Annotated in this window: 9 protein-coding genes; 8 read left to right on the top strand and 1 reads right to left on the bottom strand. The window is 62.5% G+C overall.

The features are described from left to right. The first annotated feature begins 88 nt into the window (after nt 1-88). On the top strand, nt 89-1462 hold the full coding sequence (locus tag KI237_RS16130; protein ID WP_212796092.1) for an oxygen-independent coproporphyrinogen III oxidase: 1374 nt from the start codon (nt 89-91) through the stop codon (nt 1460-1462). Continuing rightward, nucleotides 1459-2847 (top strand): oxygen-independent coproporphyrinogen III oxidase, encoded by a 1389-nt coding sequence (gene hemN, locus KI237_RS16125; protein ID WP_212796091.1) that lies wholly within the window; start codon nt 1459-1461, stop codon nt 2845-2847. Before KI237_RS16130 ends, hemN begins: the two co-directional genes overlap by 4 nt. Before the next feature lie 158 nt (nt 2848-3005). Here hemN and KI237_RS16120 read toward each other — a convergent pair whose 3' ends face one another. Further along, the gene (locus KI237_RS16120) at nt 3006-5663 is read right to left on the bottom strand and encodes an excinuclease ABC subunit UvrA (RefSeq protein WP_212796090.1); all 2658 of its coding nucleotides are present in this window, start codon (nt 5661-5663) and stop codon (nt 3006-3008) included. A gap of 284 nt (nt 5664-5947) precedes the next feature. On the opposite strand from KI237_RS16120, the gene nosR reads away from it, so the two are divergent. The 6 genes from nosR to KI237_RS16090 are packed head-to-tail and all read left to right on the top strand — an operon-like array spanning nt 5948 to nt 13732. Next, nucleotides 5948-8122 (top strand): transcriptional regulator NosR, encoded by a 2175-nt coding sequence (gene nosR / locus KI237_RS16115; protein WP_249410615.1) that lies wholly within the window; start codon nt 5948-5950, stop codon nt 8120-8122. A gap of 53 nt (nt 8123-8175) precedes the next feature. Beyond that, nucleotides 8176-10095, top strand: coding sequence for a TAT-dependent nitrous-oxide reductase (gene nosZ, locus KI237_RS16110; protein ID WP_212796089.1), 1920 nt, complete (start codon nt 8176-8178; stop codon nt 10093-10095). A gap of 25 nt (nt 10096-10120) precedes the next feature. After that, on the top strand, nt 10121-11434 hold the full coding sequence (locus tag KI237_RS16105; protein ID WP_212796088.1) for a nitrous oxide reductase family maturation protein NosD: 1314 nt from the start codon (nt 10121-10123) through the stop codon (nt 11432-11434). Further along, complete coding sequence (locus KI237_RS16100) at nt 11431-12348, top strand: ABC transporter ATP-binding protein (protein WP_212796087.1); 918 nt, start codon at nt 11431-11433, stop codon at nt 12346-12348. Before KI237_RS16105 ends, KI237_RS16100 begins: the two co-directional genes overlap by 4 nt. Then, nucleotides 12345-13175 (top strand): ABC transporter permease, encoded by an 831-nt coding sequence (locus KI237_RS16095; RefSeq protein ID WP_046062341.1) that lies wholly within the window; start codon nt 12345-12347, stop codon nt 13173-13175. The genes KI237_RS16100 and KI237_RS16095 overlap by 4 nt, the downstream gene beginning before the upstream one ends. Nucleotides 13176-13204: 29 nt before the next feature. Beyond that, on the top strand, nt 13205-13732 hold the full coding sequence (locus KI237_RS16090; protein WP_212796086.1) for a nitrous oxide reductase accessory protein NosL: 528 nt from the start codon (nt 13205-13207) through the stop codon (nt 13730-13732). The last annotated feature ends 99 nt before the right edge of the window (nt 13733-13831 follow it).

The following is a 13831-nucleotide window of genomic DNA, read 5'->3' as shown; positions in this document are numbered from 1 at the left end:
CGGCGGGTTCCAAGGCGCTTGATACAGGTCAAGGTGGCCCGGCGGGTTACCCCGCAAACTGCTCTCGCACAGCCACTCGGAGATTGTCATGTTCGACCCGTTCCATGCCCTTGGTGAGCACCCCCCGGGACGTGCCCCTGTGGTGGCTGACTTCGATTGTCCGGTCGGCACGCGTAGGTTCCACCCAGGCGTCGGCTCGCTCGACCTGCTGCGAGGGTTACGCAGCAGCCGTCAGAAACGCCGTCCCTTGTCCCTGGCGGTGCACCTGCCTTCGCGCTTGCGGCTGGCGTCGTGTTCGCCCCTGGCCAGCGACTGCCGATGCGGCGAGATCGAGGGCTATCTGCAACGCCTGACGTATGAGATGGGGTTGGTCGGTTGCCACTTGGGCGCAGGGCGGCGCGTCGAACAGTTTTGCCTGACCGGTGGCACACCGGTGATCGCTCATCTGCAGACGTTGATGAGTGACCTGCGCAAGCGCTTCGATTTCAATGAATATGACGCTGGCGACCACAGCATCGAGGTGGACCTGCACCACACGGATTGGTCGACCATGGGCCTGATCCGTGACCAGGGTTTCACCCATGTCAGCATCGGCGTACCGGATATTGGCGTCGACAGCGATCTGTCGGTCGATTGCTACCAGAACCCGGCACCGATCCATTCGTTGATCGATGCGGCGCGCACGTTTGGTTTTCGCTCCATCAACATTGACCTGGGCTACGGCCACGCTTGGCAGACGCCCAGCAGTTTCGCCCTGAAACTGGCGACGCTGATCGAACTGGAACCAGACCGGTTGCACGTTTTCGACTATGCCCGCGCGCCTTATCGCTATCGCTCGAAGAATACCGAGGTGGCCGGTGCCTTTTGCAGCCAGGCCGACAAGGACGCCATGCGCCGGATCTGCTGCGAGCAACTGATTGGCGCCGGTTATCACTACATCGGCCTGGGTCAGTTCGTCAGGGCCGACGATGACCTGGCGGTGGCCCAGGAGCATGGACGCCTGCATCGCAATTGCCAGGGTTTTACCCGCCACGGTTGCTGTGATCACGTGGGCTTCGGTCTGTCGGCCATCACGCAGATCGAGCACCTGTACGTACAGAACACCGACGATCTGAATCAATATTGCCAACAGCTGGACGCCGGGCAGTTGCCGGTGTGTCGCGGCTGGCGCTGTGAAGCGCAGGATCAAGTCAAGGCGAGCGTGACCGAGCAACTGTCCTGTGACCTGGAGCTGGATATCCTGGCCATCGAGGCACGCTTCGACCTGGTGTTTCGCGAGCATTTCGCGTCCGTCTGGCCGTCGCTGGAAGTGTTGCATGACCAGGGATTGATCGAACTGTCGAGCCGGTTTATCGGCATCCTGCCCGCCGGGCGCTTGAACGTGGATGCGATCTGCAATCTGTTCGACTCTGGACTGGATGACGTAGGCCCACACCCTTTTGAAAAGTTGAACCCATCATGAATGCTGCATCCGGTTTCAATCGTGCCCTGGTGGAGAAATACGACCGCCCGGGCCCGCGCTACACCTCCTATCCGACGGCGCCGCAGTTCCACCAGGCCTTTGCCATGGACGAATACCAGCAGGCCGCCCAGCGCAGCAACCAGGCGCCGCTGCCCAAGTCGTTATCGGTGTACATCCATATCCCGTTCTGCCAGAGCCTCTGCTATTACTGCGCGTGCAACAAGATCATCACGCGCAAGACCCATCGTGCTGTCGAATACCTGACCTACCTCAAGCGCGAAATTGCCCTGCAGGCGGCCTTGTTCGACCGCTCGCGCAAACTGACTCAACTGCACCTGGGTGGGGGCACGCCGACTTACCTGACCCATGAGCAACTGGCCGACTTGATGGACTGCCTGCACCAGTCGTTCGACATGGACGACAGCGACGCCCATGAGTTTTCCATTGAGGTCGATCCGCGGACTATCGATGCGCAACAGATCCAAGGCCTGCGCCAACTGGGGTTCAACCGCCTGAGCTTTGGCGTCCAGGATTTCGATGCCCAGGTGCAGATCGCCGTCAATCGGGTGCAAAGCGAAGCCCAGGTCGTCGAACTGGTGGAAGCTGCGCGCCTGGCGCGCTTCAAGTCGGTCAGCGTCGATCTGATCTATGGCCTGCCATTGCAGACTATCGCCAGTTTCGATGTCACCTTGAGCAAGATCATCGCCCTGCGTCCGGACCGGATCGCGGCCTACAGCTACGCCCACCTGCCGCAACGGGTGCGGGCGCAACGGATGATCCGGCCAGAAGACATGCCGCCGCCCGAGCGCAAGCTGGAGTTGCTGGAGCTGACCATCAATCGCCTGACTGAAGCCGGCTACGTCTACATCGGCATGGACCACTTTGCCTTGCCGGATGACGAACTGGTACGCGCCCGCGCCCAAGGCAGCCTGCAGCGCAATTTCCAGGGTTATTCAACCCACGCCGACTGTGACCTGATTGGCCTGGGGGTGTCCTCGATCGGCAAGGTGGGCGACAGCTACAACCAGAACGTCAAGGAGCTTTCCCAGTATTACGCCCGGCTGGATCAAGGCTTGCTGGCGGTGCAGCGTGGTTATCGGCTGAGCGACGACGATCGCCTGCGACGCGAGGTCATCAGCGAACTGATGTGCCACGCCCGCATCGATTTCGGCCGGATCGAGGGCGCCCACGGCATTCGATTTACCGAGTACTTCGCCGATGCCCTGGACCGGCTCCAGGAGCTGGTGCGCGATGGGTTGCTGGACCTTCGCAAGGACGAGCTGGTGTTGTTGCCCCAGGGGCAATTGATGATGCGCAACGTGGCCATGGCCTTCGACGCTTACCTGGGGGCGGATCAGACGGTTCAGTATTCGCGTACGGTTTGAAAACCGCTCTTGTGGCGAGGGAGCTTGCTCCCGCTGTGCTGCGTAGCAGCCCCAAGGCCAGTCACCGAGGTGTATCAGGTTGATGTCGTCAGCTTCATTGGGGGCGCTTCGCACCCCAGCGGGAGCAAGCTCCCTCGCCACAGGGAGTTGAGCCAGGTTTATCTTCCAGGTTGCAAAGCCCTTTCCAGAAACTCCGCCGTCCGGCTTTCCCGGCAGGCCGCGACTGTTTCCGGAGCCCCGCAGGCCACGACGTTCCCACCTTGGGAGCCCGCGCCAGGGCCGATATCGATGACCCAGTCACTCTGCGCCACGACGCGCATGTCATGTTCCACCACAACCACCGTGTGACCTTCCTCCACCAGGCGATTGAGCTGTACCAGCAAGCGGTCGACGTCCTGGGGGTGCAGCCCGTTGGTTGGCTCATCCAACACATACAACGTCGCCCCCCGAGCCTTGCGCTGCAGTTCTGTCGCCAGCTTGATCCGCTGGGCTTCGCCGCCGGATAGCTCCGTGGCCGGTTGGCCCAGGCGCAGGTACCCCAACCCGATGTCCTGCAGCACCTGCAATGAGCGCCTGGCTGCCGCTTGCTCGGCAAACACCTCAAGGGCCTGGTTCACGGTCAGTCGCAGCACCTGGGAAATATCCAGGCCTTGCCAGCTCACCGCCAGGGTCTGCGGGTTGTAGCGCGCGCCGTGGCAGGTGGGGCAGGGGGCGTACACGCTGGGCATGAACAACAACTCCACGCTGACAAAGCCTTCACCTTCGCAGGTCTCGCAACGGCCCTTGGCGACGTTGAAGGAAAACCGTCCGGCATCGAATCCCAGTGCTTGCGCTTGCGCCGTCGCGGCGAACAGCTTGCGCACGTGATCGAACAACCCGGTATAGGTGGCGAGGTTGGAGCGCGGGGTGCGGCCGATGGGTTTCTGGTCCACCTGCACCAGCCGCTTGACCGCTTCAAGCCCGGCGGTAACGCGGCCAGTGCTGGTTTGCACGGGTTCGTCTTCCAGGCTTTGCTCATCGGGTTCGGCGTTGGGGCTGGCCTGGCCCAGGTGGGCGCCGACCAGATCCAGCAGGGCCTGGCTGACGAGGCTGGATTTGCCTGAGCCGGAAATACCGGTCACGGCGGTGAAGCAACCCAAGGGGAAGGCGGCGCACAGGTTGACGAGGTTGTTGCGGGTGATGCCTTCCAGGCGCAGCCAATCCCTGGGCACTCGGCAACGGCGTGCCGCAACGTGTTCTTCACCAAAGAGATAGGCACGGGTCCGTGATTCCGGCACCTGGCCAAGGCCTGCTGGCGGGCCGCTGTAGAGGATTTTCCCGCCTTGTTCGCCGGCGTCCGGGCCGACGTCGATGAGCCAGTCGGCGCGGCGCATGGTATCGAGGTCATGTTCGACCACGAACACCGAGTTGCCCGCTGCCTTGAGGCGTTGCAGGGCGCCAAACAGCGCTTCGCTGTCGGCCGGGTGCAGGCCGGCGGACGGTTCGTCCAGCACGTAGATCACCCCGAACAACTGGGAATTGAGCTGGGTCGCCAGGCGCAGGCGTTGCAGTTCGCCGGACGAAAGCGTCGGCGTGCTGCGTTCCAGGGCGAGGTAGCCCAGGCCGAGGTCGATCAGGGTGACGATCCGCTCCAGCAGTTCGGCGGCGATGCGTTGGGCGGCCAGGCGTTTCTCCAGGGACAGGTTGGGGGTGTGGCGCGCGTCGGGTCCACCCGCATGCGGGTTGTCGCCTCTGGCGGCGCGTTGCTCGCGAGCTTCTCGGGTTTGCCGGTGGCTGAGGACCTCGCCTGTTTCTTCGGCGTGTTCCAGGTAGTCGGGCGCCAGGATGCGCTTGAGCACCTCGGCCAGCTCAAGCAATGGCAGGTGCGACAGCTCAGCAATGTCCAGGCCGGCAAAGGTCACGGTCAACGCCTGGCGTTTGAGGCGCTTGCCCTCGCAAACCGGGCAGGGGCTGGCGCGCATGTATTGCGCCACGCGTTTGCGCATCTGCGCGCTTTGGGAGTGCATGAACGTGTGCAGCAGGTACCGTCGGGCGCCGCTGAACGTGCCCTGGTAGCTCGGTTCGAGCTTGCGCTTGAGGGCGGCGCGGGTCTGGGCCGGGGTGAGTCCGGCGTAAACGGGAACGGTAGGCGTCTCTTCGGTGAAGAGAATCCAGTCCCGCTGCTTCTTCGGCAGGTCGCGCCAGGGAATGTCGACGTCATAGCCCAGGGTCACCAGGATGTCCCGCAGGTTCTGGCCCTGCCAAGCCATGGGCCAGGCAGCCACGGCGCGTTCGCGGATGGTCAGCGATGGGTCCGGCACCATGGACGCTTCGGTCACCTCATAGACGCGGCCCAGGCCATGGCATTCCTGGCAGGCACCCTGTGGCGTGTTGGGTGAGAAGTCTTCGGCGTAGAGCATCGGTTGGTCGGCCGGGTAGCTGCCGGCGCGGGAGTAGAGCATGCGAATCAAGCTCGACAAGGTGGTGACGCTGCCCACCGACGAACGTGCACTGGGGGTGCCGCGCTGTTGCTGCAAGGCGACTGCCGGGGGCAGGCCTTCGATGCTGTCCACATCCGGCACGCCCACTTGGTCGATCAGACGCCGTGCATAGGGCGCGACGGACTCGAAATAACGACGCTGTGCTTCGGCGTAGAGCGTGGAGAAGGCCAGCGACGACTTGCCGGAGCCCGACACGCCGGTAAACACCACCAGGGCATCGCGGGGGATGTCCACGTCGACGTTCTTGAGGTTGTGTTCGCGGGCGCCACGCACCCGGACGAAACCGGTGCCTTGCGGCAAGCCAGCGGTTGAAGCAGGGGCGCTGCGTGTGGGCATCGGGCATTCCTTGTGGACGTTGGTGCAACGCTTCAGGGCGTCATGGCGTTGCATTAGGGCGATGGCAGAGTGGACTGGATCACAGCACCGACAATTATGCGACCGGGTTCAACCGTTTGCGTGCCATAAAAATTTACGCTGGGCGCAAGAGATAAGAACAGCTCAGCAGAATTTCCCCATGGATTCGGGCTTAAGTTTTTCCCAAGTTGATTTCAATCAAGGGCCGAAGAAGGGGCCGGCCCCTACCATGATCGCCAAGATCCTGTCTTTAAGACCTGGCGTCCATGACCCCTCTTTTTGTGATGCAGCACCCATCCCGTTTCTGGCTCCGCGCACTGCTCACCCTCCTGTTTTTATTCGTGGCCCAGGCCCAGGCCCAGGCCAAGGACTACGGCGACACCCCGCAACAGCGCATTCATCATGCCCTGAACCAGACCGACTCGATCTCCGAGCCCGAAGGGCGGTTCAAGGTGCGCACGCTGTCCGCTGCCGGCAAGGTCGTGGGCTATGTGTTCCAGAGCCTGGACGTGGTGGACATTCCCGCCTATTCCGGCAAGCCGATCAACGTCCAGGTCATTCTCGATCCTGCGGGGGTGATCCTCGATGCCTATGTGCTCGAACACCATGAGCCAATTCTGCTGATCGGCATCGCCGAAGAAAAACTCCACGCGTTCAGCGCGCGCTACAGCGGTATCAAGGTTAACCAGCGGGTGGTGGTGGGGCATTCCAGCGACCCGAATGCCGTGACCGTAGATGCCATCGCCGGGGCAACCGTGACGGCGATGGTGGTCAACGAAGTCATCATGCGTGCCGCCCACGATGTTGCGGTGTCCCTGGGCCTGGTCAAGGGCGATGCCGGGTTGGCCGTGGCGCCAGCGCGTGTGCGCGAGGACATCTACCAGCCTGCCGACTGGAAGACCCTGACTGGCAACGGTGCTGTACGGCGCCTGCACCTGACTCGCGGTCAAGTAGACGCCACCTTCAAAGGCACCGACGCCGAGCAGGTCGAAGTCGCCAGCGCCGCGCAGGCCGACGACACGTTCATCGACCTGTACGTCACCCACCTCAACCCACCCACCATCGGTCGTAACCTGCTGGGCGATGCGCAATACCGCACGCTGATGAGCGAGCTCAAGCCGGGCGAGCAAGCCATTGCCGTGATGGGCAGCGGGCGCTATTCCTTCAAGGGCTCGGGTTATGTGCGTGGCGGCATTTTCGACCGGGTGCTGGTGCGCCAGTTCGGCGATGTCATCAGCTTCCGCGACATGGACTTTCAGCGTCTGGATGATGTGGCCGCCGAGGACATGCCTGAATTCGACGAAATGGCGGTGTTCATCGTTCGCGCCTCCCACCGTTTCGACCCCGGTTCGCCCTGGAGCCTGGAGCTGCTGATACGCCGCCAGACCGGGCCGGTCAGCGGTATTTTCAGCAGCTTCGAGCTGGCCTATCAGTTGCCGGAGCCCTACCTGGAGCGGCCATTGCCGACCGCCGAGCAACTGGCCGCCGCCGAAGAAGCCAGCCGGCCGATGTGGCTGACGCTCTGGTATCAGAAGAGTGTCGAAATCACCGTGCTTGGCGTAGCCCTGCTGGTACTGACGGCGATCCTGTTTTTCCAGGACTCACTGGCCCGACGGCCGACGCTGTTGCATTGGCTGCGCCGCGGTTACCTGGTTTTCACCGTGGTGTTTCTCGGCGGCTACGCCTTGGCCCAGTTATCAGTGGTCAACGTGCTGACCTTCGTCCACGCCTTGTTCGAAGGCTTTCGCTGGGAACTGTTCCTCACCGATCCACTGATCTTCATTCTCTGGGTGTTCACCGCCGGCAGCATTCTGCTGTGGGGGCGCGGGGTGTTCTGCGGCTGGCTATGTCCGTTCGGCGCGTTGCAGGAGCTGATCAACGAACTGGCGCGCAAATTCAAGGTGCCCCAATACGAATTGCCATTCGCCGTTCACGAGCGGCTATGGGCGATCAAATACATCATTTTGCTGGTGCTGTTCGGCGTCTCGCTGGAGTCCATGGCCACCGCCGAACGCCTGGCCGAAGTCGAGCCCTTCAAGACGGCCATCACCCTCAGGTTCGACCGCCAGTGGTGGTTCGTGGCCTACGCAGCGGGCCTGCTGGTGATCAACCTGTTTACCCGCAAGGTCTATTGCCGCTACGTCTGCCCGCTGGGCGCGGCCCTGTCGATGCCGACCCGGCTGCGGCTGTTCGACTGGCTCAAGCGCCGCAAGGAGTGTGGCAACCCCTGCCAACTGTGCGCCAAGGAATGCGAGATCCAGGCGATTCATCCCGACGGCCGGATCAATGCCAACGAATGCCATTACTGCCTCGACTGCCAGATGACCTGGCACAACGAAAACAAATGCCCGCCGCTGATCAACAAGCGCAAGAAGCGCGGCAAGGCAATCGTGACAGATCCGCAACTGATTCCCGTGGTGCAGGTGAACCCGGCGCCTTGAGGCACCCCTATGGCCTGTCCCTTGACCGTTTCATTCTTCATGGAGCACACAACATGAGCGATAAAAAAAACCAAACCCCTGGCGCGGCGGAAGAACCCAGGGGTGTCAGCCGGCGCAGTTTTCTGGGCACTGGCGCGGTAACGGGGGCCGTACTGGCCGGCGCGACGGCGCTGGGGGCCGGGACGTTCACCCGTGAATCCTGGGCTGCGGCGGCCAAGGAGGCCAAGTCCAAGATCCACGTCGGGCCAGGGGAGCTGGACGAATACTACGGTTTCTGGAGCGGCGGCCACCAGGGCGAGGTGCGGGTGCTGGGAGTGCCATCGATGCGCGAGCTGATGCGCATCCCGGTATTCAATGTCGACTCGGCCACCGGGTGGGGCCTGACCAACGAAAGCAAGCGCATCCTGGGCGACAGCGCCAAGTACCAGAACGGCGATTGCCATCACCCGCACATCTCCATGACCGACGGTAAGTACGACGGCAAATACCTGTTCATCAACGACAAGGCCAACTCCCGGATCGCGCGCATTCGCCTGGACATCATGAAGTGCGACAAGATCCTCACCGTGCCCAACGTGCAAGCCATCCACGGCCTGCGCCTGCAAAAGGTGCCGTACACCAAGTACGTGTTCGCCAACGCTGAGTTCGTGATCCCGCACCCCAACGACGGCCATACCTTCGACCTGCAAGACAAAAACAGCTTCACCATGTTCAACGCCATCGATGCCGAGAAAATGGAAATGGCGTTCCAGGTGATCGTCGATGGCAACCTGGACAACTCCGACGCTGACTACACCGGCAAATACGCCGCCAGCACCTGCTACAACTCCGAGAAGGCCTACGACCTGGGCGGCATGATGCGCAACGAGCGCGACTGGGTGGTGGTGTTCAACATCCCGCGTATCGAGGCGACGATCAAGGCCGGCAAGTTCATCAACCTGGACGGCTCCAAGGTACCGGTGGTCGATGGTCGCAAGACAGATGGCAAGGACTCCGAATTCACCCGCTACATTCCCGTGCCGAAGAACCCCCACGGGCTCAATACCTCGTCGGACGGCAAATACTTCATCGCCAACGGCAAGCTGTCGCCCACGGTTTCGATGATCGCCATCGACCGCCTGGACGATTTGTTCGCCGACCGCTTCAAGGACCCACGCGAAGTGATCGTCGCCGAGCCGGAACTGGGGCTTGGGCCGCTGCACACCACGTTCGACGGGCGCGGCAATGCCTACACCACCCTGTTCATCGACAGCCAGGTGGTGAAGTGGAACATGGACGAGGCCATCCGTGCCTACAAGGGCGAGAAGGTCAACTACATCAAGCAGAAGCTCGACGTCCAGTATCAGCCGGGGCACAACCATGCGTCCCTCACCGAAACCAGCGAGGCGGACGGCAAGTGGCTGGTGGTGTTGTGCAAGTTCTCCAAGGACCGCTTCCTGCCGACCGGCCCATTGCACCCGGAGAACGATCAACTGATCGACATTTCCGGTGAAGAAATGAAGCTGGTGCACGACGGCCCGGCCTTCGCCGAGCCCCATGACTGCATCCTCGCCCGGCGCGACCAGATCAAGACCCAGAAAATCTGGAACCGCAACGATCCGTTCTTCGCAGGCACCGTGGAACTGGCGAAGAAGGACGGCATCAACCTGGAGACCGACAACAAGGTCATCCGCGACGGTAACAAGGTGCGGGTGTACATGACCTCGATGGCGCCGGCCTATGGCCTGACGGAGTTCACCGTCAAGCAAGGCAACGAGGTGACGGTGACCATCACCAACATCGACCAGATCGAGGACGTCACCCACGGCTTTGTCATGACCAACCATGGCGCGAGCATGGAGATCAGCCCGCAACAGACCTCGTCCATCACCTTCACCGCCGACAAGGCCGGCTTGCACTGGTACTACTGCAGCTGGTTCTGCCACGCCCTGCACATGGAAATGGTCGGGCGCATGCTGGTTGAAAAGGCCTGAGTCATTCACTAGGGAGACAGGCGCAATGACCGGCAATACCCAGCATCCAAACGTTCGTCGACCGGTCATTGCCCTGGTGTTCTGCCTGCTGTCGGGCGGCGTGCTCGGCGCGCCGCAGCCGATCACCGATTTGCCTTTGCAGGCCGAGGGCGACCAGCAATGGCGCCTGCCTGCGGGCCAGTACCGGGGCTCGTTCAGCATCGACCAGCCGATGACCCTCACGTGTGCGCCGGATGCGGTGTTCCAGGGTCAGGGCGAGGGCAATGGCCTGATCATTCGCGCCCCAAACGTGCGGATCCAGGGGTGTACATTCCTGGACTGGGGCCACGACCTGACGGCCATGAACGCGGCGGTGTTCATCCAACCGCTCGCCCAAGGCGCGGTGGTGCGTGGCAACCGGATGCAGGGCCAGGGCTTCGGTATCTGGGTCGATGGCACGCGGGACGTCAGCCTGATCGACAACCGTATCCAGGGTGACCCTAGCCTGCGCTCCCAGGACCGTGGCAACGGCATTCATTTGTATGCCGTACACGGCGCCCGGGTCATCGGTAACCAGGTGCGCGAAACCCGTGACGGTATCTACATCGATACCTCCAGCGGCAACCTGCTCCAGGGCAATGTCCTGGAGGACCTGCGCTACGGCGTGCATTACATGTTCGCCAACGATAACCGCTTGCTGGATAACGTCACCCGGCGTACCCGCACCGGTTATGCCTTGATGCAAAGCCGCCAGTTGACGGTCATCGGCAATCGCTCCGAACAGGATCAGAACTACGGGATCCTGATGAACTACATCACCTATTCGACCCTGCGCGACAACTTCGTCACCGACGTGCGCGACGGGTCCACCGGCGACACCATGATCACCGGCGCCGAGGGCAAGGCCCTGTTCATCTATAACTCATTGTTCAACCGCATCGAAGGCAACCATTTCGAGCGCAGCGCCGTCGGTATCCACCTCACGGCAGGCTCGGAGGATAACCGCATCGCCGGCAATGCCTTCGTCCATAACCAGCGCCAGGTCAAATACGTTGCCACGCGGTTGCAGGAATGGTCGGTGGATGGCCGCGGCAATTACTGGAGCGACTACCTGGGCTGGGACCGCAACGGCGACGGCCTGGGCGATGTGGCCTATGAGCCCAACGACAACGTGGATCGCCTACTGTGGCTGTATCCCCAGGTGCGCTTGTTGATGAACAGCCCGGGGATCGAACTGCTGCGTTGGGTGCAGCGAGCTTTCCCGGTAATGAAATCCCCCGGGGTGATGGACAGTCATCCGTTGATGCAAGCGCCTGTCCAGCCCCCGCCACGCAACAGTGCCCAGGAGGACGCGTCTTGAACGTCGTCGAGATCGAAGGTGTCAGCCAGTACTATGGCGATGTCGCTGTGCTGCGCGGGCTGGATTTGAACTTGGCCCAGGGCGAAGTGCTCGGCCTGTTCGGGCATAACGGCGCGGGCAAGACCACCACCATGAAGCTGATCCTCGGTTTGCTGCGGGCCAGCGAGGGGCAGGTACGTGTCTTCGGCCGCGCGCCCAGCGACCCGAGCGTGCGGCAGATGCTCGGCTACTTGCCCGAGAACGTGATGTTCTATCCGCAATTGAGCGGGCTGGAAACCTTGCGCCATTTTGCCCGGCTCAAAGGCGCCGCACCGGAGCAAGTGCAGCGTTTGCTGGAAGAGGTCGGGTTGGCGGGTGCCGCGACACGGCGTGTGAAGACGTATTCCAAGGGCATGCGTCAGCGTCTGGGTCTGGCCCAGGCACTGCTCGGCCAGCCGCGCCTGTTATTGCTGGATGAACCGACCGTGGGCCTGGACCCCATCGCCACCCAGGACCTCTATCAGTTGCTTGACCGCCTGCGTTGGCAGGGCACCAGCATCATTCTCTGTTCGCACGTCTTGCCTGGCGTGGAAGCTCACATCAACCGCGCCGCGATTCTCACCCGAGGGCGGCTATTGGCCCTGGGCAGCTTGGCGCGGCTGCGAGAGGACGCGGGGCTGCCGACGCTGATCCGCGCGTCAGGCCTGTCGCGGGCCAACTGGCTTCGCCAGCATTGGCGCAGTGAAGGGCACGCCACCCAAGGGTGGGGCGCCGAAGGGGTGCAGGTATCCGCGCCGGATGGCAGCAAGCTTAAATTGCTGCGCCAGTTATTGGCCCAGGATGACCCGTCGGATGTCGAGATCAAGCCGCCGTCGCTGGAGGATTTGTACCGGCATTACATGGTCCGTGCAGCGGCCGAGGAGAGCAGCCTATGAACCCGGTCTGGAACATGGCCCGCAAGGAATTCAGCGATGGCCTGCGCAATCGCTGGTTGTTGGCGATCAGCCTGTTGTTCGCGGTACTGGCGATCGGCATCGCCTGGCTCGGCGCGGCGGCGTCCGGTCAACTGGGGTTCACCTCGGTGCCCGCCACGGTGGCGAGCCTGTCCAGCCTGGCGACCTTCCTGATGCCCTTGATTGCCTTGCTGCTGGCCTATGACGCGATTGTCGGCGAGGACGAGAGCGGCACCTTGCTGCTGTTGCTGACCTACCCGTTGGGCCGCGGCCAATTGTTGCTGGGCAAGTTTGTCGGTCACGGCTTGATCCTGGCCCTGGCCACCTTCATCGGTTTTGGCTGCGCGATGCTTGCCATCGCCCTGTGGGTGGACGATGTCCAGTTGAGCCTGCTGCTCTGGGCCTTCGGTCGGTTCATGGTGTCCAGCACGCTGCTGGGCTGGGTGTTCCTGGGGCTGGCCTATGTGCTGAGCAGCTTGTCGGCAGAGAAATCCACCGCAGCCGGATTGGCCCTGGGGGTGTGGTTTTTCTTCGTGCTGGTGTTCGACCTGGCCTTGCTGGCGTTGCTGGTGCTGAGCGAGGGGCGGTTCAGCCCGGAACTGTTGCCATGGCTGTTGCTGTTCAACCCTACCGACGTGTATCGACTGATCAACCTGTCCGGGTTCGATGCGGCGTCCAGCGGCGCCGCGGTGCTGACCTTGGGCAGCGACCTGCCGGTGTCGGCGCCTTTGCTCTGGCTGTGCCTGGGCCTGTGGATGGCGGTTCCGTTGTGGCTGGCCTATCGGTTGTTCAATCGCCGGTGCCCGTGAATTTCAAACTTGATAAGGAGCATGCAACGATGAACAGGGTGTATTTCAAGGCGAGTCGCCTGTTGGCCGGGGTGTTGATGTGCCTGGCATTGGCGGCCTGCGGCAAGGCCGAGCCACCGGCGGCCAGCGAGGCGGCGCTGGCGTTCCATCCCAGTGACGAGTGCCATGTGTGCGGCATGGTCATCACTGACTTCCCCGGGCCCAAGGGCGCGGCCGTCGGGGCAGGGGGCGTGAAGAAATTCTGCTCGCCGGCGGAGATGCTGGGCTGGTGGTTGCAGCCGGAAAACCATCGGGCCGACGTCAAGCTGTATGTCCACGACATGGGCCGCAGCCATTGGGACACACCGGATGATGCCCACCTGATCGACGCCCGGACCGCCTACTTTGTCATCGGCAGCGGGCTTAAAGGTGCCATGGGCGTTGTCCTGGCCTCGTTCTCCGAACCCCAGGCGGCACAAAAACTCGCCAGCGACACCGGCGGCCGGGTGCTGCGCCTGGAAGACATCGACCAGAAACTGCTGGGGCAGGCCACGGCCATGTCGCCGATGAGCCACTGATATAGCCAGGACAACGACCCGCTCCTTGTGGTGAGGACAGTTGCGGGAACAAAGCTTGCTCGCGAAACAGGCGCCTCGATTCTGCCAGACCGCGTCGCC

It is taken from the genome of Pseudomonas sp. St316, assembly GCF_018325905.1.
GTDB lineage: Bacteria > Pseudomonadota > Gammaproteobacteria > Pseudomonadales > Pseudomonadaceae > Aquipseudomonas.
The sequence above is the reverse complement of the archived record's forward strand: the minus strand, read 5'-3'. Positions and strand labels throughout refer to the sequence as shown.

Coding starts and splice junctions, on each gene's coding strand:
- KI237_RS16130 (WP_212796092.1), top strand. CDS start 89: ATGTTCGACCCGTTCCATGCCCTTGGTGAGCACCCCCCGGGACGTGCC.
- hemN (WP_212796091.1), top strand. CDS start 1,459: ATGAATGCTGCATCCGGTTTCAATCGTGCCCTGGTGGAGAAATACGAC.
- KI237_RS16120 (WP_212796090.1), bottom strand. CDS start 5,663: ATGCCCACACGCAGCGCCCCTGCTTCAACCGCTGGCTTGCCGCAAGGC.
- nosR (WP_249410615.1), top strand. CDS start 5,948: ATGACCCCTCTTTTTGTGATGCAGCACCCATCCCGTTTCTGGCTCCGC.
- nosZ (WP_212796089.1), top strand. CDS start 8,176: ATGAGCGATAAAAAAAACCAAACCCCTGGCGCGGCGGAAGAACCCAGG.
- KI237_RS16105 (WP_212796088.1), top strand. CDS start 10,121: ATGACCGGCAATACCCAGCATCCAAACGTTCGTCGACCGGTCATTGCC.
- KI237_RS16095 (WP_046062341.1), top strand. CDS start 12,345: ATGAACCCGGTCTGGAACATGGCCCGCAAGGAATTCAGCGATGGCCTG.
- KI237_RS16090 (WP_212796086.1), top strand. CDS start 13,205: ATGAACAGGGTGTATTTCAAGGCGAGTCGCCTGTTGGCCGGGGTGTTG.